This is a genomic window from Marinicauda sp. Alg238-R41, assembly GCF_947331485.1.
Classification (GTDB): Bacteria; Pseudomonadota; Alphaproteobacteria; order Caulobacterales; family Maricaulaceae; genus Marinicauda; species Marinicauda pacifica.
This window is the reverse complement of sequence record NZ_CAMZOJ010000002.1, coordinates 455,674-479,247: the sequence shown is the minus strand read 5'-3', so window position 1 is coordinate 479,247 and position 23,574 is coordinate 455,674. Positions and strand designations below refer to the sequence as shown.

General features: G+C 64.5%; 21 protein-coding genes. 13 read left to right on the top strand and 8 right to left on the bottom strand.

Annotated features, from left to right (window positions below):
- Window positions 1-139: 139 nt before the first annotated feature.
- The 6 genes from topA to rpmG all read left to right on the top strand — a co-directional run bounded on the left by topA (window position 140) and on the right by rpmG (window position 7,853).
- Window positions 140-2,851 (top strand): type I DNA topoisomerase, encoded by a 2,712-nt coding sequence (topA, locus tag PGP17_RS10835; RefSeq protein ID WP_270375322.1) that lies wholly within the window; start codon window positions 140-142, stop codon window positions 2,849-2,851.
- A complete protein-coding gene (rnr, locus tag PGP17_RS10830) occupies window positions 2,848-5,130 on the top strand; it encodes a ribonuclease R (protein WP_270375321.1) in 2,283 nt (760 codons plus the stop codon). The genes topA and rnr overlap by 4 nt, the downstream gene beginning before the upstream one ends.
- 4 nt (window positions 5,131-5,134) lie before the next feature.
- Entirely contained in the window at window positions 5,135-5,809 is a 675-nt protein-coding gene (locus PGP17_RS10825) for an NUDIX hydrolase (protein ID WP_135945825.1), read from the top strand.
- 17 nt (window positions 5,810-5,826) lie between these two features.
- Window positions 5,827-6,417, top strand: coding sequence for a hypothetical protein (locus PGP17_RS10820; RefSeq protein ID WP_135945778.1), 591 nt, complete (start codon window positions 5,827-5,829; stop codon window positions 6,415-6,417).
- Between the two features lie 8 nt (window positions 6,418-6,425).
- Window positions 6,426-7,601: an MFS transporter gene (locus tag PGP17_RS10815; protein ID WP_135945779.1), complete on the top strand. Its 1,176-nt coding sequence runs from the start codon at window positions 6,426-6,428 to the stop codon at window positions 7,599-7,601.
- Window positions 7,602-7,685: 84 nt separating this feature from the next.
- Window positions 7,686-7,853 (top strand): 50S ribosomal protein L33, encoded by a 168-nt coding sequence (gene rpmG / locus PGP17_RS10810; RefSeq protein WP_135945780.1) that lies wholly within the window; start codon window positions 7,686-7,688, stop codon window positions 7,851-7,853.
- An 86-nt stretch (window positions 7,854-7,939) separates the two neighbouring features.
- Here rpmG and PGP17_RS10805 read toward each other — a convergent pair whose 3' ends face one another.
- Entirely contained in the window at window positions 7,940-9,304 is a 1,365-nt protein-coding gene (locus PGP17_RS10805; protein WP_270375320.1) for a PleD family two-component system response regulator, read from the bottom strand.
- 11 nt (window positions 9,305-9,315) lie between these two features.
- Window positions 9,316-9,681 (bottom strand): response regulator, encoded by a 366-nt coding sequence (locus PGP17_RS10800; protein ID WP_135945782.1) that lies wholly within the window; start codon window positions 9,679-9,681, stop codon window positions 9,316-9,318.
- Between the two features lie 183 nt (window positions 9,682-9,864).
- Here PGP17_RS10800 and PGP17_RS10795 point away from each other — a divergent pair, with 183 nt between their 5' ends.
- Entirely contained in the window at window positions 9,865-10,782 is a 918-nt protein-coding gene (locus PGP17_RS10795; protein WP_270375319.1) for an ROK family protein, read from the top strand.
- Entirely contained in the window at window positions 10,779-12,047 is a 1,269-nt protein-coding gene (locus PGP17_RS10790; protein WP_270375318.1) for a DNA polymerase IV, read from the top strand. The genes PGP17_RS10795 and PGP17_RS10790 overlap by 4 nt, the downstream gene beginning before the upstream one ends.
- An 8-nt stretch (window positions 12,048-12,055) precedes the next feature.
- Here PGP17_RS10790 and PGP17_RS10785 read toward each other — a convergent pair whose 3' ends face one another.
- Window positions 12,056-12,760: a glutathione S-transferase family protein gene (locus PGP17_RS10785; RefSeq protein WP_270375317.1), complete on the bottom strand. Its 705-nt coding sequence runs from the start codon at window positions 12,758-12,760 to the stop codon at window positions 12,056-12,058.
- A 32-nt stretch (window positions 12,761-12,792) separates the two neighbouring features.
- A complete protein-coding gene (locus PGP17_RS10780; protein ID WP_270375316.1) occupies window positions 12,793-13,689 on the bottom strand; it encodes an alpha/beta hydrolase family protein in 897 nt (298 codons plus the stop codon).
- A gap of 127 nt (window positions 13,690-13,816) precedes the next feature.
- Here PGP17_RS10780 and PGP17_RS10775 point away from each other — a divergent pair, with 127 nt between their 5' ends.
- Window positions 13,817-14,278, top strand: coding sequence for a RidA family protein (locus tag PGP17_RS10775; protein WP_270375315.1), 462 nt, complete (start codon window positions 13,817-13,819; stop codon window positions 14,276-14,278).
- 390 nt (window positions 14,279-14,668) lie between these two features.
- On the opposite strand, the gene PGP17_RS10770 is transcribed toward PGP17_RS10775, so the two are convergent.
- The 3 genes from PGP17_RS10770 to PGP17_RS10760 form a co-directional block, all read right to left on the bottom strand.
- Complete coding sequence (locus PGP17_RS10770; protein ID WP_135945788.1) at window positions 14,669-14,923, bottom strand: GlsB/YeaQ/YmgE family stress response membrane protein; 255 nt, start codon at window positions 14,921-14,923, stop codon at window positions 14,669-14,671.
- A 199-nt stretch (window positions 14,924-15,122) separates the two neighbouring features.
- A complete protein-coding gene (locus tag PGP17_RS10765; protein WP_270375313.1) occupies window positions 15,123-16,427 on the bottom strand; it encodes an EAL domain-containing protein in 1,305 nt (434 codons plus the stop codon).
- 192 nt (window positions 16,428-16,619) lie between these two features.
- Complete coding sequence (locus tag PGP17_RS10760; protein WP_270375312.1) at window positions 16,620-17,276, bottom strand: OmpA family protein; 657 nt, start codon at window positions 17,274-17,276, stop codon at window positions 16,620-16,622.
- Between the two features lie 252 nt (window positions 17,277-17,528).
- On the opposite strand from PGP17_RS10760, the gene PGP17_RS10755 reads away from it, so the two are divergent.
- The 4 genes from PGP17_RS10755 to PGP17_RS10740 all read left to right on the top strand — a co-directional run bounded on the left by PGP17_RS10755 (window position 17,529) and on the right by PGP17_RS10740 (window position 22,354).
- Window positions 17,529-18,542, top strand: coding sequence for a zinc-binding alcohol dehydrogenase family protein (locus PGP17_RS10755; RefSeq protein ID WP_270375311.1), 1,014 nt, complete (start codon window positions 17,529-17,531; stop codon window positions 18,540-18,542).
- Window positions 18,543-18,742: 200 nt separating this feature from the next.
- Entirely contained in the window at window positions 18,743-19,033 is a 291-nt protein-coding gene (gene groES, locus PGP17_RS10750; RefSeq protein WP_135945792.1) for a co-chaperone GroES, read from the top strand.
- 93 nt (window positions 19,034-19,126) lie between these two features.
- Complete coding sequence (gene groL, locus PGP17_RS10745; RefSeq protein WP_270375310.1) at window positions 19,127-20,764, top strand: chaperonin GroEL; 1,638 nt, start codon at window positions 19,127-19,129, stop codon at window positions 20,762-20,764.
- Window positions 20,765-20,896: 132 nt separating this feature from the next.
- Window positions 20,897-22,354 (top strand): amidohydrolase family protein, encoded by a 1,458-nt coding sequence (locus PGP17_RS10740; RefSeq protein WP_270375309.1) that lies wholly within the window; start codon window positions 20,897-20,899, stop codon window positions 22,352-22,354.
- Here PGP17_RS10740 and PGP17_RS10735 read toward each other — a convergent pair.
- The gene (locus tag PGP17_RS10735) at window positions 22,351-23,457 is read right to left on the bottom strand and encodes a glycoside hydrolase family 3 N-terminal domain-containing protein (protein WP_270375307.1); all 1,107 of its coding nucleotides are present in this window, start codon (window positions 23,455-23,457) and stop codon (window positions 22,351-22,353) included. The two genes, PGP17_RS10740 and PGP17_RS10735, sit on opposite strands and share 4 nt — an antisense overlap.
- Between the last annotated feature and the right edge of the window lie 117 nt (window positions 23,458-23,574).

The window sequence follows — 23,574 nt, the reverse complement described above, 5'->3', positions numbered from 1 at the left end:
AACCTTTACGGGTGTTTTATCGACACATGCCTTTCGCGTGCAAGCGCAGACCTCGGTTGACTTGCGAAGGCCCCTCGCCCAACTTCCCCCGCCGTTCGCCGGGTGTTCCGGTCGTGCCATATTTCCCGAGTCAGTATTCATGCAAGTTGTCGTCGTCGAATCTCCGGCCAAAGCCAAGACCATTAACAAGTATCTCGGCAAGGATTACATCGTGCTGGCCAGTTTTGGCCATGTGCGTGACTTGCCGGCGAAAGATGGTTCCGTCCGCCCGGACGAGGATTTTGCCATGGAGTGGGAAGTCGACGCCAAGTCGGCGCCCAAGCTGAAAGCAATCGCCGACGCGCTCAAAGAGGCCGATACGCTCGTTCTGGCCACTGACCCGGATCGCGAGGGCGAAGCGATCTCCTGGCACCTGCTTGAGGCATTGCAGAAGCGCCGCGCTCTTAAGGGCAAGCAGATCCAGCGGGTGGCTTTCAACGCAATCACCAAGAAGGCCGTTCAGGACGCCATCGCCAATCCGCGCGAAATCGACATGGAGCTGGTGGAGGCCTATCTGGCGCGGCGCGCGCTCGACTATCTGGTCGGCTTCACCCTCTCGCCGGTGCTGTGGCGCAAGCTTCCAGGCTCGCGCTCGGCGGGGCGCGTGCAATCGGTGGCACTGCGTCTCATCACCGAGCGGGAATCCGAGATCGAGCGGTTCAAGCCGGAAGAATACTGGTCCATCGAAGCGGATATGCGATCGGGTGGAAGCGACACCTTCCGCGCCAGGCTGACCCGGTTCGAAGATCAGAAAATTACGCGCCTGTCGGTCAAGAACGAGACGCGTGCGCGCGCCGCCGAAAGCGCCATCCAGACTGCCGGGTTCACCATCGCGGCAGTCGAGGCCAAACCGACCAGGCGCAACCCGCCTCCCCCGTTCACGACGTCCACTCTCCAGCAGGAAGCGTCGCGAAAGCTCGGCTTCGATGCGGCCCGCACGATGCGCACCGCGCAGCGCCTGTATGAAGGTGTCGACATTGGCGGCGAGACGGTCGGTCTCATTACCTATATGCGGACAGACGGCGTGCAGATGGACGGCAGTGCCGTGGCCGCAGCGCGCTCCGTCATCGGGGACACCTATGGCGACGACTATGTGCCGGACGTGCCCCGCGCCTATTCGTCCAAGGCGAAGAATGCGCAGGAAGCGCACGAAGCCATCCGCCCGACCAGCTTCTCGCGCAAGCCCGGCGCGATCCGTCTCGATAGCGACCAGGCCCGCCTCTACGAGCTGATCTGGAAGCGCGCCATGGCCAGCCAGATGGAAAGTGCGCGCCTGGAACGCACCACGATCGACCTGGAGAACAAGGACACCACGCTCGCCCTGCGCGCCACGGGCACGGTCGTGACCTTCAACGGCTTCTTCGCGCTCTACCAGGAAGGGCGCGACGATGAGGAAGACGAGCAGGAAAGCCGTCTGCCCAAGGTCGAACAGGGTGCCGGGGCCACCGCAGACAAGACCCATACCGAGCAACACTTCACCCAGCCGCCGCCGCGCTTTACCGAGGCGTCGCTCGTCAAACGTATGGAAGAGCTCGGCATCGGCCGGCCCTCCACCTACGCCTCGGTTCTCTCGGTGCTGCGCGACCGGGATTATGTGCGGATGGACGACAAGCGCTTCGTGCCCGAGGACAAGGGCCGGGTCGTCATCGCGTTTCTGGAAAACTTCTTCACCCGCTACGTCGAATACGACTTCACTGCGGATCTGGAAGACCAGCTCGACAAGGTCTCCTCCGGCGATCTGGACTGGAAGGAATTGCTGCGCCGGTTCTGGACCGATTTCTCTGCCAGCGTGGAGAGCATTGCCGACCTGCGCATTGGCGACGTGATCGATGCCATGAACGAGGCTCTGGCGCCGCTCATCTATCCCGAGCGCGAGGACGGCTCGGATCCGCGCATCTGCCCCAAATGCGGCGAAGGCGCGCTCTCGCTGCGTCTCGGAAAACACGGGGCGTTTGTGGGCTGCTCCAACTACCCCGACTGCCGCTTCACCCGCCAGCTCGGCGGGGCAGACGGGTCCGGCAACGGCATCGAAGGCGACGGCGAGCTGGGCGAAGACCCGGAGTCCGGTCAAACGGTCTATCTCAAGGATGGACGCTTCGGGCCATATGTCGAAGTGGCCCTTCCGGGCGAGGACAAGCCGAAACGGACCTCCGTGCCCAAAGGTTGGAGCGTTGAGGACATCAATCTCGACAAGGCCCTCATGCTGCTGCGCCTGCCGCGCGAAGTCGGCAAGCACCCCGAAGACGGTGAAGTGATCGAGGCGGGCCTGGGGCGCTACGGTCCCTTCGTCAAGCATGGCAAGACCTACGCCAATGTGGAATCCATCGATGAGGTCTTCGAGATCGGTTTGAACCGGGCCGTCACCCTGATCGAGGAAAAGAAGGCCAATCCGCGCGGACGCGGCGCGGCCGCTGCCCCGCTCAAGGAGCTGGGCGAACACCCTGAACAGGGCGGTCCGATCCAGGTCATGAAAGGGCGCTACGGTCCTTACGTGAAGCACGGCAAGGTCAACGCGACCCTGCCCAAGGACCTCGATCCGGAAAGCGTCACGCTGGAGCAGGCTGTCGAGATGATCGCCGCAAAGGCGGCCAAGGGCGGCGGGACGAAACGTAAAGCCCCGGCGAAGCGTTCTTCGAAAGCTGCCACCAGGGCGAAACCTGCCAAGGCCAAGAGCGCTGCGTCGAAGACGGCCAAGTCGAAGACGGCGAAATCGGCAACCGCCAAGAGTTCGACCGCCTCGAAGACCAGCGCGACGAAGAAGACTGCATCGAAATCGTCGGGATCCACGACAAAGGCAAAGTCCGAGAATTGACCGATAACCCATTCAAGGCCGGCGGATTCACCCGCGACGCGCTGATCGAGACGATCAAGCTTGGAGAGGGACGTTTTACCAAGCGCGAGATCGCTCGCGCCCTTTCGTTGAAAGGCGAACAGCGTGTGGCCCTCAAGGAAGCGCTGCGCACGCTGGAGGTCGAGGGCGCAATCCGCAAGACCGGTCGCAAGGAATACGTGGTCGGCGCAGACCTGCCGCCTGTGACGGTGCTTGAGGTGATCGACACCGACATCGACGGTGAGCTGCTCGCCGACCCGGTCAAGGAAGAGCTGAAAGGCCCCACCATCCGGCTCGCTCCAGGCGAGGGATCCGGCAGGAGCGGCGATGCGCTCGGGATCGGCGACAAGGTACTGGCCCGTCTCGAACGCCTTGCCGATGGCAGCTATGAAGCGCGCCTGATCAAGCGTCTGTCCGGCGAAGAGCGCGCCAATCGCATGCTCTGTGTCTTCCAGGTCAGCAGCAGCGGGCGCGGCTCGCGCCTGAAGCCGGTCGACAAGCGCAACAAGCATGACCTGATCCTCGCCCGGGACAACAAGCTGAAGCCGGAAGACGGCGACCTGGTTCTGGTCCGGATTGCAGGCGGGCGCCATCACGGGCTGAAATCGGCAGTCGTCGAGGAAATTCTCGGCTCGGCCAACAGCCCGCGTGCCGGCTCCATCATTGCGCTTGAGGAACACGATATTCCCCAGGCGTTCTCTGACGCCGAGCTCGCCTATACCGAGAAGCTCAAAGAGGCGCGCCAGGGCCGTCGCGAGGATATGCGCGACATCCCGCTGATCACCATCGACCCGGTCGAGGCCCGTGACCATGACGATGCCGTCTGCGCCCTGCCCGATACCGATCCTGCCAATGAAAACGGATGGATCGTCTACGTCGCGATCGCCGACGTCGCCGCCTACGTCGACGGCGGCTCTCCGCTGGATCGCGGCGCACGCAAGCGCGGCGTATCGGTCTATCTGCCCGACCGCGTCGTGCCCATGCTGCCCGAACGGCTGTCGAACGATCTGTGCTCGCTGGTCGAGGATCAGGAACGGCCCTGTCTCGCCGTGCGCATGGTCTTCGATGCCAAGGGCCACAAGCGGGCCCACCGCTTCATTCGCGGCTGGATGAAAAGCCACGCGAAACTGGCCTATGAAGAGGCACAGGCAGCAATTGACGGCCGGGGCAAGGGCCGGGCCGAAACGCTGCGAAAAGACGTGCTTGAGCCGCTCTGGGGAGCCTATGGGGCTCTGAAGGCCGGCCGAGACCGTCGTGAGCCGCTGGAAATCGATGCCCCTGAGCGCAAGGTGAAGGTTGGCGAGGATGGCCGCGTCACCGGTATCGAGACTCGCGAACGCCTTGATGCGCACAAGCTCATCGAAGAATTCATGATCCAGGCCAACGTCGCTGCCGCAGAGGCCCTGGAAGAAAAGCGCATGACGCTCATCTACCGGATCCACGACGAGCCGGGATCGGAAAAGCTCGAGAACTTCTCCGATTTCCTTCCCACTGTCGGTCTATCCTGGACCAAGGGCGACCGCGTCACCCCGGCCCGGTTCAACCGCGTGCTGGATGCCGCGCGAGGCGGCGATCACTACGAGACCGTGAACGAGGTCGTTCTGCGCAGCCAGTCCCAGGCGGTCTACGACACCCAGAATATCGGCCATTTCGGGCTGAACCTTGCCAAGTATGCGCACTTCACCTCGCCGATTCGCCGCTATGCCGATCTGACTGTCCACCGGGCGCTGATCCGCGCCTATGACCTGGGCGACGGCGGGCAGAGCGACGAGGAACGCAGCCAGCTTCAGGCGATCGCGGAAGAGACCACCTCCAACGAGCGCCGCGCCATGGCGGCAGAGCGCGATGCGACCGATCGCTTCATCGCCGGCTGGCTGGCCGACCGGGTCGACCAGGAGTTTTCCGGGCGCATTACCGGCGTCACACGCTTCGGCGCCTTCGTGCGTCTGAAGGATACCGGCGCCGACGGGCTGGTGCCGATATCGACGCTCGGCAACGAGTTCTTCCGTCACGACGAGAGCGCACACGCCCTGGTCGGGGACCGGACCGGGGCCACCTACAGGCTGGGCGCGGAGGTGACCGTGCGCCTGGTCGAGGCGACCCCGCTGACCGGCGGACTGCTCCTTGAAATCCTCACACCTCCGGAATCGGGTAAAGGTGGTCGTGGTAAGAGTAGTAGTAGGAGTCGGCGCGGCCCTCCCGGTTCTCAGAAGAAGAAGCCGGGCTCACGGCCGCCGCGACGATCGAAGCCCCGACGGTAGCCCCATCGCCAAGACGACCGCACAACCGCGCGCCCTGCGCCCCAAGCTGGCAGCCTCGCTGATCCTGACGCGCGAGCGCCATAACGGCGAGACCGAGCTCCTTCTCGGCCGGCGGTCGGGAGGCCACGTCTTCATGCCGCAGAAATACGTCTTCCCTGGCGGACGTGTCGATCGGCGCGATGGCTTCGCCCCCCTTGCCCGGGAACCGGGAAGCGAGGTCATGGGTGTACTGACGCGCGTGCTGACCGAACGGCGCGCCCGCGCTGCGGCGGCCGCCTCCATCCGAGAAACTGCCGAGGAGACCGGGCTCCTGCTCGCCGAACCGCGCCCGATCGAAAAGCCATCGCGCGACTGGGCGCCGTTTGCAGAAGCCGGCGCGGCACCGACCGCCGCGCCACTTCAGCTTGTCACGCGTGCCATCACTCCACCGGGCCGCCCCAGACGGTTTGATGCCTTCTTCTTCCGGGCCGATGCCGAACATCTGCACGGGAGCACGGCACTCGCCGGCTCCGGCGAACTGGAGGACCTGCGCTGGGTCTCCCTGGACGACGCCCATGGCCTGGACATTCCGATGGTCACCCGCTTCGTTCTGGGCGAGTTGAGTGAACATCTCAAAGGCAAGGCTCCGATCCGGTGGGCGCGTCCCACCCGCTCCGGCCTCGCACTGGAGGAGCTGTGAGCACCCGGCCCAGAGACATGAGCGCGCTCATCGTGGGCGACCCGCATTCGCGCAAGCTCGCCCTGGGCCGGATCGGCGACCGCCTGATGCTGCCCATGGTCCCGCTAGAGGCCGCCGACGGGCGTCAGGCCGACTCTCCGCGGATCAGCCGCAAGCGCCTCGGCGCCGCTGAATTGCGCGCCGGTGCCTTCATGGATGCTGCGCTGCGGTCCGGTTTCGAATGCCTCGGCATGCTCATTGCCCGGCCGGTGCTTCACCCGGTCGGCCCGCGAACCCGATCCGGCCTGTGGTCGCGCCTCGCGCGCCACCGGCTTGAACCTGACCGAAGCGCGCTGACCTATCTGGGGCGGATGATTTCGCCGACCGACGCACAATCGCGCCAGCATGTTCGTGTCTTCGCGGCACCGGTTGCCCGGGTGACCAACTCACTGAAGATTCGGGGCAGTTGCGACCGCACGATATGGATGACCCCTGAAGCAGCCGACAGGGCTCTCAACGGGACGGGGCTGGAGGCATTTGCCTCAATGTCGTTATCGGCCATGGGTGGTCGCCCGAGGCCTCTCCTGGTGTCATGGCGGGAGGGACGCCAACGCCAGTCCCGGTTATAAGCGCGCGGATGATGCTGCGCCGCCTGACCGATCCTGCCTATGGACGTGCCCGCTCGCTGGCCGCGGCGATGCTTGCCGCAGCCTTGTCGGGCTGCGGTTTCGGCCTCTTGATGCCGCTGGTCGCGCTCAATCTGGAAATGATGACAGGCTCGGCCGTGGTCGTCGGCACCAACGCCGCTGCGGCGGCGCTCTCGACCATGGTAGCAACGCCCTTCATCCCGGCCCTCCTGTCGCGCTTCAGGGCGCGAGGGGCCATGGTCGTCAGCCTCGTACTCAGCGCTGGCGTCCTCGTTCTCTTTCCGCTCATGCGCGACGTGACACTCTGGTTCGTGCTGCGCTTCGCGGTCGGCGTGACCATCACCGTCGTCTTCGTGGGTAGCGAGACCTGGATTAACCAGCTCGCTCGTCCGGAACGCCGTGCAAGCCTGCTCGCTGTCTACGCCACCGTGTTGTCGGGCGGCTTCGCAGTCGGCGGTTTGCTTCTGGCCACGCTGGGCGCGTCGGGTTGGCTGCCCTGGCTCGTGGGGGGCGCGATCTATCTCTTCGGCGCGATCCCGATCCTGCTCCTGCGTGGGCCGGACCTCATGGCACCGGACATGAAGGAGGCCGGCCCGCGCGCCATGCTCGCCGCTGTACGCCTCGCGCCCATCGCAATTCTGGCCGGGCTGCTCTTCGGCGCACTGGAGACCGGAATATTCTCGCTCCTGCCCGTTTATGCAGAGCGCCTAGGCCTCAGTGTCGGCACGGTCGGTCTGCTCGCTTTCGCCGGTGCCGCAGGCGGAATCGCCTTGCAAATCCCGATCGGCCAGCTTGCCGACCGGCAGGGACGCGCAGCCACCCTGCTGCAGGTGGCGGCGATCAGCGTCGCGCTGCCGCTTGTCCTGCTCTGGGTCGGCGCGTTCAAACCGCTGCTTTTCCCACTCATCTTCGTTTATGGCGGGATCGCCGGGGCGTTCTACACGCTTGGCCTGGCCATGATGGGTGAGCGTCTCACCCCGTCCATGTTCGCCATGGGCAATGCCGCCTTCATTTTCTCCTACGGCGCCGGACAGCTGGCAGGCCCCCCGGTTTCCGGCACGGCAATGGAGCTGATGAACCCCGGCGGCCTCATGATCGCCTTCGCGGCAACCGCGGCACTGTATCTGGCTATCGCCGGGCTGGTATTCACGCGTCGGCGGCATTGACACAACAGGCTTTGCGGGTATGTTCCGCGGCTCGCAGCGCCGGATCAGGTTCGGCGCGCCCAGATTTTCTTTAGGTGCGCGACAATGGCTAAACCTACCACGATCAAAATTCGTCTGAACTCCACGGCGGGCACGGGCTATTTCTACGTGACGAAGAAGAACGCGCGCACGATGACCGAGAAGCTCGTCCTGAAAAAGTACGACCCGGTCGTTCGCAAGCACGTCGAATTCAAAGAAGGCAAGATCAAGTAAGATCTGCGCCTTTCACAACGCCTGATCAAAAGGCCGCAGCGCCCGCTGCGGCCTTTTCGCATGTCCAGGACTCTGGAGCAGTGAAGTCAGGCCGCCTTTGCGCGTGACAGGACGATCTGATTGCGCCCGCCGTTCTTGGCGTCGTACAGCGCCGCGTCGGTCCGATCGAGCAGCTGGCCGACCGTTTCCCCGTCCCGCATCTGAGCGACACCGGCACTGACCGTCACGTTGAGCGTATCCCCAGTCGCCTTGACGCTGAAATCCTGGCGCGCCACGGCGGCCCGGACGCGCTCGGCCGCATCCGCAGCACAGTCGGCCGCCGTATCCTTCAGAATGACGAGAAACTCCTCGCCGCCAAAACGGCCGGCGATATCGATCGCGCGAAGCTGGCTCTTCAACGTGTCGGCAAATGCCTTGAGCACGAAATCGCCTGCGGCGTGACCGTGTCTGTCATTGACCTCCTTGAACTGATCGAGGTCGAACAAGATGACGCTGAGGGGTTCGCCTACACGGGCGAACCCCTCAGCTGCCTGATCCAGACGCGAGGCGAGGTAACGGCGATTAAACAGGCCGGTCAACGGATCGGTGACGGCGAGTTCGAGACTTTCGTCGAGCCGGTCACGCAGCTTGTCGGCATACCGCGCGCGGCGCAGCTGGGTTCGAATACGAGCCGCCAATTCCCCGGCATCCACCGGACGGGTGACTACGTCATTCACACCAAGATCGAGAGCGCGCACCATCTGATCGCGCGCATCCGGATCGACCACGGCCAATATCGGCGTGTTGCGCGTGGCGGCGTCTGAGCGCACGCGAGCACACACGCGCAAACCGTCAAAATGCTTCGAGGTCAGATCGACAACAACGAGGTCCACGCCTGCCCCGATTGCCTGAACGGCATCTCGCGGGTCACCGAAGCTCTGAGCGGCGACATCGTCAGGCAGCTTCGCGGCCAGGCGAGCCGCCGTTCGGTCGTCAACGGCAACAACTGCGATATGCGCGCCCGACGGCACTTCGACATCAAGAACGGGCTCGCCCTCGGTATCCAGGCTGCGCTCGCGCACCCGTAACTCGTCGGTCAGCTGCTTGAGACGCAGAAGGGATCGCACACGCGCAAAAAGCGCGACATCATCAAGCGGCTTGGTCAGGAAGTCGTCGGCTCCAGCCTCCAATCCCTTGATCCGGTCCTCGCGCTCGTCGAGCGCCGTGACCATGATGACGGGAATGTGCCGGGTGACCGGATTATTCTTGAAATGCCGGCAGGTCTCGAACCCGTCCATGCCGGGCATCATGACATCGAGCAAGACGAGGTCCGGTGTCTGCTCGACACACAGATCGAGCGCCTCCTGACCGTCGGCTGCGCAAAGAACTTCAAAATACTCTGCCGAGAGCCGCGCTTCGAGGAGCCTGCGGTTTGTCTCGATGTCATCGACGATCAAAATCCGCGCGCTCATGCTCGCTCCTGTTAGTCGAGAAAGCTTCGGACGGTGGCGATGAATGTGCTGACCGTAATCGGTTTCGACAGATAGCCCTCGCACCCGCCCTGACGGATTCTCTCCTCATCGCCCTTCATCGCGAAAGCGGTGACCGCAACGACAGGAATCTCGGAGAGTTCGTCGTCATTCTTGATCCACTTGGTCACATCCAGGCCCGAGACTTCGGGAAGCTGGATGTCCATCAGGATCAGGTCGGGCTTGTGTTCACGCGCCATGTCCAGCGCCTTGAGCCCTTCACGAGTCTGATACGTCTCGTAGCCATGGGCTTCGAGCAGGTCACGAAAGAGCTTCATGTTAAGCTCGTTGTCTTCGACAATCAGAACTTTCTTGGTCATGACCTGCAGCATGGCGCTCCCGCACCTCCCCGTGTCACCCCGCCCGTTTTTGGCGTTGGCTGTCTACCCATCCACGAGGGATTAAACACGATCTTCCTTAATCAACGATGAGTCCGATGCTTCCGGTTGGTTAAGGAACAAGATAAGAACTGTTAAGGTTTTTCACAAGCAGGAAAGCGGCTTATGGCGCGTCTCGGCGTGGATCTTGGAGGCACCAAGATCGAAGCGATCATTCTGGGCGATCAAGGTCAGATTATGGCCCGCCGCCGGGTCGCGACCCCGAGTGACTATCTGGCCAAGCTGGACGCCATACGATCCTTGGTACACGCGATCGAAGCAGAGGCCGGAGTGGCGGCTCCGCTACCTGTCGGGATCGGGCATCCCGGTTCGCTCAATCCGCGCACAGGGCTGATGCGCAACGCCAACTCCACCGAACTCAACGGCCACCGTCTGGACGCGGATCTGGCGCGGACACTGGAACGGCCGGTGCGTCTTGCCAACGATGCAAACTGCTTTGCGCTCTCGGAAGCCCGCGATGGCGCCGGTGCCGGAGCGGGATCAGTTTTCGGCGTCATCCTCGGTACGGGCGTGGGCGGGGGCATGGTTCTGAATGGCCAGTTGATTGAAGGAAGCGGCCGGCTCGGTGGCGAGTGGGGCCATACCGGTTTACCCTGGTCATCTGCGGAAGAAACGCCCGGGCCGAGCTGCAAGTGCGGCCGCGATGGCTGTATCGAGGCCTGGTGTTCGGGCCCCGGCCTGTCCGCAGACCACCGGCGCGAAACCGGTCAGCCCCTTACCGCCGCCGAAATCGCCGGCCGTGCATCGACCGGAGACAGAGCGGCTCTGGCGACGCTTGAACGTCACCACGATAGGGTTGCGCGGGGGCTCTCGAGCGTGATCAACATCTTCGATCCAGAGGTCATCGTGCTTGGCGGAGGTCTGTCCAACATCCCGGGCATCGATACAGCGATCCGCGACGCTCTGCCGCGCTATGTCTTCTCCGACGAAGTCACCACACGCATCTGCCGTCATGCACATGGGGATTCGTCCGGCGTGCGCGGTGCGGCCTGGCTGTGGCCGGACACGAGGGGGAACTCATGAATAGCGCCGCAGGCTGGTGCCGGCGTTGCTTCAACCCGGTGTCCGAGCAGGACCGGGCCTGCCCGGCCTGCGGATCGAGGCGACTGGTACGCCATGCGGAGGCCAGCACACTCTCCATCGCGCATATCGATTGCGACGCGTTCTATGCGGCTATCGAGAAGCGGGACAATCCTTCGCTGGAAGAACAGCCCGTCATAATCGGCGGGGGACGCCGGGGCGTCGTCTCGACGGCCTGTTATGTCGCCCGCCTGTACGGCGTGAAGTCGGCAATGCCGATGTTCAAGGCGCTCAAGCTGTGCCCGGACGCGGTCGTGCTGCGCCCGCGCATGAACGTTTACGTCACCGAGGGGCGGCGCATTCGCGAGATGATGCAGGACGTCACTCCGGCGGTGGAACCCCTGTCCATCGATGAGGCCTTCCTGGACCTGACCGGGACACAGCGTCTGCATGGCGCGGCTCCCGCCCTGACCTTGATCAAGCTCCAGTCCCGGGTCCGTGAAGAGGTCGGCGTCACGGTTTCGGTAGGCCTGTCGTTCAACAAATTCCTGGCCAAGACAGCGTCCGACCTCGACAAGCCGGACGGCTTCGCGCTGATCGGAGAGGCGGAGGCGCGGGCATTTCTGGCACCGCGTCCGGTTGGCTCAGTCTACGGGGTCGGGCCGGTCTTTGCGAAGAAACTCGAACGTGAGGGGCTGAAGACGCTCTCTGACGTTATCAAGGCGGGCGAGCACGCCATGATCAAGCGCCATGGCGAGACCGGGCAGCGCCTCTGGCGCCTGGCCCAGGGCATCGATACACGCCCGGTCAACCCGGAGCGCGAGCGCAAGAGCGTTTCGGCCGAGAGCACGTTCGACACCGATATCTCGAACGTGGACGAGCTGGAGAACCGCCTCTGGCCGCTTTGCGTGAAAGTCGCCGACCGGATGAAGGACAGCACAATCGCCGGCCGGGTCGTCACGCTCAAGCTGAAAACCGCCGACTTCAGAACGCTGACCCGCCGGCGCACGCTGCCGGACAGCGCACAATTGGCCGACACGCTGTTCCGTCATGCGCGCGAGATGCTGGCGCGCGAGAAGCCGGGACAGCGCTACCGGCTGATCGGGGCGGGCTATTCGGAACTCGAGCCGGCCCACGGCGATGCCGGCGATCTGCTGGATCCCAGCGCATCCCGGCGCGCCGCGGCGGAGCGGGCCATGGATGCCGCGCGCCAGAAATTCGGTAGTGCCGCCGTGCAGAAAGGCCGGATGCTCAAGCGCGATCCCTGACCGCTCGTCTATTCGGTGACAAAGGCGGCAGGCACACGCCGATCCTCGACCATCTCCCCCACCCGCGCGATTTCCGCATCGTGGCCCGGCTCGCGGTAGGGCTCGTTCAACGCATCCGACGCCCAGTCGGTCATGGCCGGACGGGCCAGGACATGCTCGACCCAGCCCATGGCGCGCGGCGAGACCGACAGGCCGTAGCTGGCAAAGCGGAAGGCGACCGGGGCGAACATCGCGTCCACCGCGCCGAATTTTGAATCGGCCAGGAACGGACCGCCGAACCGCTCGAGGCCTTCGCTCCATATCTCGTCGATGCGGTCGAGATCGCGCTGTAGTGCCGAGGTGACCTGGTGAAGGCGCACGCTGACGCCCACGCTCATGGAACACAGGCTGCGCAGCGCGGAAAATCCCGAATGCATTTCACACGACACCGCCCTCGCCCAGGCCCGGGCCTCGCGTTCGACAGGCCAGACACCCTCATGGACCTCGGCCAGATACTCGGCGATGGCCAGGCTATCCCAGACGCGCAGCGCGCCGTCCTCAAGGCAAGGCACCATCCCGCTCGGAGAAAATTCGCGAAACCGCTCGAAGCTGGAGCCGTCCGGCGTGAACGGATGGAGCCGCTCCTCGAAGGCGATACCCAGCTCCTTCATCAATATCCAGGCGCGCAGCGACCAGGAGGAGTAGTTCTTGTTGGCGATATTCAGGACATACATGCGCCTGTCTCCTCCCGGTTTTGCGCGCCGCGTCAGGCGGCGCGCCGCGCCTCTTCGCACGATAGCCAGCGCCAGATCTGGGGCCAGAACACGTCGGCCATGGCCGGGTGGAAGAGGCCGTGATGGCCGATCTGGCCGCGACCGAGATCGGACCGGCTTACGATCTTCATCTCGGTCGGCGCCGTCTCGTACTGCTCGAGCAGCCAGCGCGAGGTGGCCGGGTTGGCGATCGGGTCGTCATCGGGCACCCAGGCGCGGATCGGATGATCGAAACTGGCATATCGGCTGAGCAGGCCTTCCTCGGCGAGCCTGTCGCGGAAATAATCCGGACGTACGCCCCAGTCGCGCCAATCCTTCCAGACCCCCGGCGGCAGGGCTTCGCCCTTCCACAAAAGACCCTTGGGGATGTAGCCGTGCGTCGCCAGGAAGGCCGGGCCGAAGATACGCCAGAAACTCCAGGCGAACGTCTTCATCATCCCGCTATGCTTGGCCCAATAGCCTGAGGACGAAGAAAGCAGCGCCACGCGCCGCAGCGGCAGGTCCTCGGGCAGCAGCGCCACGAAATGGCCGCCGACCGAGTGGCCGATCACGTCGAGCGGCTTGCCGGGAAAGCGCTCGGTCACCGCCCTGGCGGCCGCGGGCTGGTCGAACCGGCCCCAGTCCAGCATCGTGGCTGGGTCCTGCGCCACCGGGCCGGACAGCGAGGCGCCCTGACCGCGATAGTCGTAGGTCAGAACCGCCCAGTTGCATCGCGCCGCCGACCGGGCGAAGGCGTCATAGAATTCCTTGCGGAAGCCGGTGGCCGCATTGACGGTCATCACCGCACGCACCGTGTCCGGCACATAAAGGCGTCCGGCCAGAGCCCGGCCATCGGCCGCGGCAAAGTCGAGATCGGTCACTTCGATTGGCGGTTCGGCGAAATCGCGCATCGACGCCTCCACTCCTTCGCCCCCCTTTTCGCTTCGGCCCTGCCCTCGCAGCGGTCAGCGTGCATTGCCGCGTACCGCCTGCCAAGGATATGAAGGCTATAACCAGCAAACTCAAGGAGTGACCGCCATGTCGACGATTGACGCCCGCCTGCGCGAACTGGGCATTGCCCTGCCCGAAGCCGCCGCGCCGGTAGCCAATTACGTGGCGTTCGCCCGGACCGGCACCACCGTCCATGTGTCAGGCCAGATCGCGTTCGGGCCGGACGGGCTGATGACTGGACGGGTCGGCGACGAGGTCGACCTGGCAACGGCGCAAAAGGCCGCGCGCCTGTGCGCCATCAACCTGATCGCCCAGTTCAAGGCGGCGTGCGAAGGCGATCTCGACCGGGTGGTCCGCGTCGTCAAGCTGGGCGGGTTCGTCAATGCGGATCCTAGCTTCACCGACGTGCCCAAGGTGATCAACGGGGCCAGCGACCTGATGGTGGACGTCTTCGGGGAAGCTGGCCGTCACGCCCGCAGCGCGGTCGGATGTTCGGTCCTGCCGCTCAATGCCGCCGTCGAGGTCGACGCCGTCATCGAAGTGCATTGAGAGTCGAAACCGCCGGAAAAGCGACTCCTACTACTACCACGACTCTCATCCTGCCGGAGGATGCGCGGGGGACCTATACGGATTGAGAAAGAGCCGGCGCGCAGTGTGGGGGCGTCAGGGGCGGGCGGGGATAAGCCCGGGGAGCGCGGTGCCGATCGCCGTGTTCGACGGAAACAGGCGTGCGTCCCCATTTTTCCAGTGTCCCCGTTTTCTCCTCCCCTCATGCTGAGGCGGCCGCGAAGCGGCCTCGAAGCATTGGAAGGCGAGCGGAAAAAGCCTCCCGCCTCTTTCCCGGCGGAAGCCGGGGTCCAGAGATCGTAAGGTTCCGCCCGTCCTTCTTGGGCCCTGACTTTCGTCAGGAAAGAGACGGAGCCGACAGCGAGAGCGCCGTCAGGCGCGCCGGACCAGGCGGAGCAGGAGCAGGATCACGACGGCGCCGGCGGTCGCGCCGATGATCGAGCCGACGATACCTGAACCGATGGCGATGCCGAGCTGTCCGAAGAGCCAGCCGCCGACAAAGGCGCCGACAATCCCGACGACGATGTTTCCGACCAGGCCAAAGCCATAGCCCTTCACGATAATTCCAGCCAGCCAGCCGGCAATGGCGCCGATAAGCAGCCAGATAAGCAGCGCTTCAATGGTCATGATGATCTCCCCGATGCCGCATCGAGCAGGACTGCACCGGCGGCGAAGAAAGGACTATGTGAACATTGAGGTTTAAGCGGGGCATCCGGTCAGGAAGCCGGGCGCGACGGGTTTGTCTGGCGAAGACAGTCTCCCTGCGGTCCCGGATCTGCGCTTTGCTGCGCCCGGAATTTCAGAGCGTGTGATTGTCTGAAAGACCCTACCCGGCGCGGCGGTGGCCGGCGCTGGCGTAGTCGGTTTCGGCGATGACGTCCTCGCGCACCGGGCGCGGGGCGCCGAAGAGGTGGCCCTGGGCGTAACCGACATCGAGGTCGAGGACTTCGACGACCGTGCTTTCGGTCTCGATCTTCTCGGCCACGAGATCGACGCCGTAGCGCGCGAACAGGCCGGCAATGTCTTCGGACGCGATGGCGCCGGGTTCGCGCCCGGCAATCGGCTCAGCGCCATGGGCAGCATCGACCAGCCGGCGCCCTTCCACCTTGGCAAAGCGCACGCCGGCGCGCTGCAACTCGGCCAGGTCCATGGAGAGGTTGGAGACCTGATCGATGGAGAAGCGGAAGCCGTAATCGGCCAGGCGCGCCATGTTGCGCGCCGCGGTCGCCGAGCGGCCCTCGAAGGCGGCCTGGGTCATCTCGAAGATCAGCGAGCCGGCCAGATCCGAATTGCGGCGCAGAAAATCGAGGAAGGCGGGGAAGAATTCCTCGTCCGCGATGGAGCGCAGCGAGACATTGCAGAAAATCCCGATCCGGCGGTCGGACTTGGTCAGGCGCCGGATGATCTGCACGCAGCGGAACAGCATCAGATTGTCGAGATCGGTGATGAGGTTGGCATCCTCGGCCGCCTGCAGGAAGGCGGCAGGTGCAAGCACGCCGCCCTTTTCGTCGCGCAGGCGGGAGAAGCCCTCGTAGAAATATGTCCGCCGCTGGGGCAGGCTGACGACCGGCTGCAGATAGAGATCGATGCGGTTGGCATCGAGCGCCGCGCGTACGATGTCGGGATCGGCCGCATCGGTGAGATTGGCCGCGGTGGACTGCCCGGCCCGTTCCAGGCGGCTCATCAGGTCGGCGATCAGGCGCTCGTCCTGGGGATTTTGAGCGCGCGCGGCGCTGGCGGGAATCGAATAGCCCTCAACGCCCTCGACCGCATCGGACAGCTCGTAGGCTTCCTCCGCGTCATCGCCGTCCTCATGGCGAGACGCAGCCGCCCCTGCGCGCTGCGGACCGGTTCCCGTCTCGACGGTTTCGAGACGGGTCTGAACCTGTTCGAGCTCTTCAAGCAGGGACATGTTCGCGGCGCGCAGCTCGTGCAGGTCGCGCGCCAGCGTGCGGCGTTCTTCCGCCCGTGCCGCAGCGGCGTGAACCTGGCCGGCGATCAGGAAGACCACCGCGCCCATGATCCAGGCAAGACCCGAGGACAGCAGTCCGAAGCGCTCGAACGCCAGCGATGCGACGACTGCAATCATCGCATAGGTCAGAACTACCAGAACATCGCTGACGCGGGGCATGGGTCTTACCGTCACTCTCGTTCAAGTCTGGGTCCGCACTCGCGACCAGGTCTTCGGTCCTGGCCGGCGAGTCACTTACCCGGTTCGATCCTAAACTGAGTTAACCGGACTTGACAGGTCGTTAACGAAACGGCCCGCCGGCGAGCGCCGGCGGGCCGTCAAGACTTCGGTTCGAACGCCCGAACCCGTCTATCAGCTCTGCGTGTGCGGCGCGATCTTGATTTCCACGCGGCGGTTGGCTGCCCGGCCCGCATCGGTGTCGTTCGTCGCGACCGGCGAGGATTCGCCCATGCCCGCCACATAGAGACGGTCACGCATGACGCCGCGCTGGATCAGCGCCTGGGCCACGGAGGACGCCCGGCGTTCGGACAGAAGCTGGTTGTAGTCGGCCGCGCCGACCGAGTCGGTATGCCCGATCACGTCGACATAGGTCGCCGGATAGGTTTGCAGCACATTGGCCACATCGTTCAGGATCGGACCGAAGCGCGGCTCGAGTGCAGCGGAATCGGTCGCAAACGTGAGATTGCCCGGCATTACCAGGACCAGCTCGTCGCCGACGCGGCGCACGGTGACGCCGGAATCGCGCAGACGCTGGCGGAACTCGTTTTCCTGGCGGTCCATGTAATTGCCCGTGGCACCGCCTGCGAGCGCGCCGACGCCCGCGCCGATCAGCGCGTTGCGGCGATCGTCGCCGCCCGCCAGCGTGCCCAGCAGGGCCCCGGCGGCCGCACCGGCGAGAACGCCCGTGCCGGTGCGATTCTGACTAACATTGCCGTACTGGTCGGTGGTGGTGCAGGCGGCGGCAAAGCCGAGCGCCATACCGGCGGCGAGAATGGAACGAAATTTCATGGGATAGTCCCTCCTGAAGGCCAATAACTCAGCCGGATAACCCCCGGCCTTCGCCAAGGGTTCCGTGAAATACGGTTCTAACAAGCGCGCACCATAATGAACTGTGGCTGAATGCCCACGCATTCCGGCCGTCTGTCAAAAAAAGTTATCGCAAGCCGGGACGGGACTGCAGGGCGCATGCCCCTTGCCGTTCGCGCGGCCATCGCCATATCCCGAGCACCCTTTTCCCTTTCGCCACCTCTGGAGCGCGCCATGAAAGCCGTCGGTTACACCAATCCCGGTTCGCTGGAGCGCGCCGATGCGCTGATCGATTTCGAGACCGGACGCCCTGCCCCCGGGGCCAGGGATCTTCTGGTCCGGATCAAGGCGGTTTCGGTCAACCCGGTGGACACCAAGGTGCGCGCCAACCGCCCGGTGGAGGGCGACAGCCCGGTCATCCTGGGCTGGGACGCAGCCGGCGAAGTGGTGGAAACCGGACCAGAGGTCACGGATTTCAGACAGGGTGACCGGGTCTGGTATGCCGGCTCCATCGACCGGCCGGGGACCAATTGCGAATATCATCTGGTGGACGAGCGCATCGTCTCGCGCGCGCCGGTCAGCCTGAGTGATGCGGAGGCCGCCGCCATGCCGCTGACCTCCCTCACCGCCTACGAGATGTTGTTCGACCGGCTGCGGGTCGAGGACGAGGTACCGGGCGCGGCCAGGGCCGTGCTGGTCATCGGCGGTGCGGGCGGCGTGGGGTCGATCACGATCCAGCTGTTGCGCGCGCTCACCGGCCTGACCGTGATCGCCACCGCCTCCCGCCCCGAAACCAAGGCCTGGGCCGAAGAGCTGGGCGCCCACCACGTCATCGATCACAGCGCGAACCTGGCCGAGCAGGTGGAGGCGCTGGGCATCGGCGCTCCCGGCTTCGTCTTCTCCATCACCCACACTCACGAATATATCGACCAGATCGCCGAGCTGATCGCGCCGCAGGGCCGCTTCGGACTGATCGACGATCCCGAGACGCTGGACATCAAGGGCTTCAAGACCAAGGCGGTTTCGGTCCACTGGGAGCTGATGTTCACCCGCCCCCTCTTCCAGACCGCGGACATGGCGCGCCAGGGCGAGATCCTCGCCGAGATCGCCGGCCTGATCGAAACGGGCAAGATTCGCTCCACCGTGACCGACACGCTGGGTCCGGTCTCCGCAGCGAATGTGCGCCGCGCCCACGAGATACTCGAAAGCGGCAAAGCGCGGGGCAAGCTGGTTCTGGAAGGCTTCTGATCGCCTGTTTTCGCAAGCAATTGCGCCAGGGTGCGGAAAAATCGATCCCGGTGACGTTCCTGCCTCTTGACGCGTATGCCGCGCCCTCTTACCTCCGCCTCTGTTAGCAGTCGGCCCTGGCGAGTGCCAGTGCGCTGACGGCTAGATCTGACAACCCTGAAAAGAGCCCTTTTCGGCTCGTGGAATGGAGTAGAGAAGCGATGGCATTTCGTCCTCTGCACGACCGTGTGCTGGTCAAGCGCATCGAAGAAGAAGCCAAAACCAAGGGCGGGATCATCATTCCCGACACGGCGAAGGAAAAGCCGCAGGAAGCTGAAGTCGTGGCCGTCGGCTCCGGCGCCATCAAGGAAGATGGCAGCGTGCGCACCCTCGACGTGAAAAAGGGCGACCGCGTCCTGTTCGGCAAATGGTCCGGCACCGAAGTCACGGTCGACGGCGACGAGCTGTTGATCATGAAAGAGTCCGACATTCTGGGCATCATCGAAAACTAGTCGGTTTCTCCAGGCGATGGCCGCGCGATACCCGCGCACATCCCTTCAGGACGAACCGATCCTTCACTCATCTAGACACAGAGGTTTGCACTCATGGCTGCCAAAGAAGTCAAATTCGGCGCTTCCGCCCGCGACAAGATGCTCAAGGGCGTTGATACGCTTGCCGACGCGGTAAAAGTCACGCTCGGCCCGAAAGGCCGCAACGTCGTCATCGAAAAATCCTTCGGATCTCCGCGCACCACCAAGGACGGTGTCTCCGTCGCCAAGGAAATCGAACTGGAAGACAAGTTCGAGAACATGGGCGCGCAGATGGTCCGCGAAGTCGCATCGCGCACCAATGACGAAGCCGGCGACGGCACCACGACCGCCACGGTTCTGGCCCAGTCCATCATCCGCGAAGGCATGAAATCGGTCGCGGCCGGCATGAACCCGATGGACCTCAAGCGCGGTATCGACACCGCCGTGAAGAAGGTCGTCGAGCAGATCAAATCGATCTCGACCCCGATCAAGGGCAGCTCCGAAATCGCCCAGGTCGGCACGATCTCGGCCAATGGCGAAAAAGAGATCGGCGACATGATCGCCCACGCCATGGACAAGGTCGGCAATGAAGGCGTCATCACGGTCGAGGAAGCCAAATCCCTCGAAACCGAGCTCGAAGTCGTCGAAGGCATGCAGTTCGACCGCGGCTACCTGTCGCCGTACTTCGTGACCGACACCGAGAAAATGCGCGCCGAGCTCGAAGATCCGTACATCCTGCTGTTCGAGAAGAAACTCTCCTCGCTCCAGCCGATGCTGCCGGTTCTGGAATCGGTGGTTCAGTCCAACCGTCCCCTGCTGATCATCGCTGAAGACGTCGAAGGCGAAGCGCTGGCCACCCTCGTGGTCAACAAGCTGCGCGGCGGCCTGAAGATCGCAGCGGTCAAGGCGCCGGGCTTCGGCGATCGCCGCAAGGCGATGCTGGAAGACATCGCGGTCCTGACCGGCGGTCAGGTCGTGTCCGAAGATCTCGGCATCAAGCTGGAAAACGTCACGCTGGACATGCTTGGCACTGCCAAGAAAGTGTCCATCACCAAGGACGACACCACGATCGTCGACGGTGCGGGCGAGAAAACGGCCATCGAAGGCCGCGTCAACCAGATCCGCAAGCAGATCGAAGACACCACGTCCGACTATGACAAGGAGAAGCTCCAGGAGCGCCTTGCCAAGCTGGCCGGCGGTGTTGCCGTGATCAAGGTCGGCGGCGGCTCCGAGATCGAAGTCAAAGAGCGCAAGGACCGCGTTGACGATGCGCTGAACGCCACCCGCGCTGCGGTGGAAGAAGGCATCGTGCCGGGCGGCGGCGTCGCCCTGCTCAAGGCGGCCAAGGTGCTTGAAGGCCTGGAAGGCGAAAACAACGATCAGACCCAGGGTATCGCCATCATCGCGCGCGCCCTGCAGTCCCCGATCCGTCAGATCGCGCAGAATGCCGGCGTGGAAGGCTCCATCGTCGTCGGCAAGGTTCTGGAAAACTCCAGCGCCACCTTCGGCTACAATGCCTATACCGAAGAGTATGGCGACATGCTCGACTTCGGTGTGATCGACCCGGCCAAGGTTGTGCGTCATGCCCTGCAGGACGCCTCCTCGGTTGCCGGTCTGTTCATCACGACCGAAGCGGCCGTCGCCGAAAAGCCGAAGAAAGAATCGTCTGCTCCGGCTCCGGACATGGGCGGTATGGGCGGCATGGGCTTCTAGGCCCGAGCCTCTCAAACGGCACAGACAGGAAGGGCGGCCCTCGGGCCGCCCTTCTTTTTTGCGACCTGGCCAGACCTGCATGCTAAAGCGTCCTGTAAGCAGAGGCATCTGAAACGCCAAAAGGAGGCCGCAATGCTCGCTCGGCTCGGAATTGCGGCTCTTGGCGTGATTGTCCTCGGACTCATCGCCCTAGTCTCGGCCTGCTTTGCCACGCCGTACGAGCTACGCGTACCGGCCACGCGTCCAGCCGCCATCCTCATCGAACCGGTGCGCCTCGTCACGATGGACCCGAATGCACCCGAGAGCGAGCCGGACCGGGCAATCCTGGTGGTCGGCGGCGAGATCGCCGCTGTCGGACAGGCAGGCGAACTGACCGTGCCCGCCTCGCTTTTAGCCGGCGACGTCCTGCGCATTGACGGCCAGGGCCGAACGCTGCTTCCCGGGCTCATCGATGCGCACATCCATCTATGGGACGAGGCGGAGCTGGCGGGCTATCTGGCACACGGCGTGACCGGTGTCCGCAACATGTCCGGCATGCCGTTCCATCTCCCCCTGTCTCGGCGTATCGAAAGCGGCCGACTTCTCGGCCCCTCGCTGATAACCACCGGCCCGATCCTCAACAGTCCCGGTCCCAATCAGCAGGACAATCATGTGCTCGTCAGCACTAGCGAAGAGGCGCGCGCTGCGGTCCGCCGGCAGCACGATCAGGGCTATCGAGCGCTGAAAGTCTATTCCAACCTCGAACGCGACGCCTATCTGGCGGTGCTGGACGAGGCAGCGCAGCTCGGCATGACGGTGAGCGGGCACACGCCGGAGGGATTTCGCGGCGAGGGCATACCCTACGACCAGCCGTTCGAGATCCGGTTCGAGGACGTGCTCGACGACGGATTCCTCACGATCGAGCACACCGAGTCGATCGTCTGGCACGGCCTGCGCGATCGCCTGGACGCAGAAGCGATGGCGCTGCTTGCCGAGGAGATGGCCTCCCACAGCGTTACGGTCACCCCGACCCTCATCGCCCACGACAATCTGATCCGGGTGGCGCAAAGCGAGGGCGCCTATCTGAGCCGGGAGGGGACCGGTACGCTCAACCCGCTGATCAGTCGTCTGGAATCGGGTGTCTACGACTTCTGGAGCGGAATGGACCCGGAGCCGCGCGAAGTGCCTCGGGCCGCCTTCTACCGCGACGCGACGCGGCAGATGCACGAGGCCGGCATTGTCCTGCTTGCCGGCAGCGATGCCGGGATCTTCACCAACCTGCCCGGCCGGTCCCTGACGCGGGAGCTGGAGCTTCTGGTCGAAGCCGGACTTTCGGCGCACGACGCCTTGCGGACGGCGACGATCGATCCGGCGCAGGCGCTGGGCTGGACCGACCGCGGCCGGATCGCACCCGGTCAGCGCGCCGACCTCATCCTGCTCGATGGAGATCCTCTGACGGAGATCAGCGCGGTAGAATTTCCCGCAGGCGTGATGGTGGGCGGTATCTGGCTCGACCGCACCCGGCTCGACGCCCTGGAGCGCGCCGCCACGCACACATCCATACCGCGCACGAGCCGCCGTGTGGCCGCCAGTCTGATGGCGCAGAACTAGGCGCGCAGGATTCGCCGGTCGAGCGCGTCCAGGCGCGCCATCGCCGCATCGATCCGTTCGGCCGGCAAAGAGCCGTCTTCGATCGCCTCTTCCACCCACCGCAGGATATGCTGCGGCAGCTCGGGATCGGGATCGGCCGAGTTGGAGATCAGCAACAGGTCGTTGCCGGCCTGGATCGCGCCGAGTACCGCGTCGCGGCGCGAGTAGTTGTCACGGATCGCCCCCATGTCGAGATCGTCCGTAATGACGGCGCCTTGATAGCCGATGACATCGCGCAGCAGACCCTCAATGGCCCGGCGCGAGAAGGTTACCGGTTCGCCCGAGGGATCGATGCGCCGGTTGATGAGATGCCCGCCCATGATCAGATGCGCATGCCCGGAGCGTACGAGATCGGCGAACGGGACCAGCTCCTCGTAGCTCCAGCTCTCCGTGATATCGACGAAGCCGTCATGGCTGTCGCCCTCCGATCGGCCATGGCCCGGGAAATGCTTGACCGCGCACGCAATACCCTCCGCCTCGAACGCCTCGATGAAGGCGGCACAATAGCGGGCCACATCGTGAGGGTCAGTGCCGTAGGCGCGGCCATAGCGGCCGATGACAAGGTTGGCGTCCTGGTGGAGATCGGCGACCGGGGCGAGGTTGAGGTTGAAGCCGGCCGCCTTCAACTCGCGCGCGGCATCCCGGTAGGCGAGCGACGCCGCCTCGATGCCCGCGCCGGCGAGATCCATCGCGCGCGGGATATCGCCATAGCCCATCTCCTCGTTGAGACGCTGCACGAGTCCGCCTTCCTGGTCGATGGTCAGCCAGGCATGGGGGGCGGCGGCGCGGAAGCGGGCAGCAAGCCCCTCCACGCCGGCGCGCTGGCGCGCATTGTGCCGCAGAAACAGGACGCCGCCAATTCGTCCTTCGCCCAGATGCGCCTCGATCCGCGCGGCATCACCGGCCGTCTCGTCCTGTCCCAGGAATCCGAGGATCAGCATCCGGCCCAGCTTTTGGGCAAGGCTGGCGTCCTGCCAGCTCGACCGGGCCATCCCTTCACCGGGCACGGCCAGTGAAACGCCGGCCGCCGCGGCCGCCGACAGCAATGCGCGCCGGTCGATCATGGAATGACCCCTTCCCCTCAATTCCCTGTCAAAGGGCTAGCCGGACGCGGCCGCACTGTCCAGTACGGCCCGGCAATCGCCGCTCAGACCCGGCATTACATGGACAAGTTTTAAGTT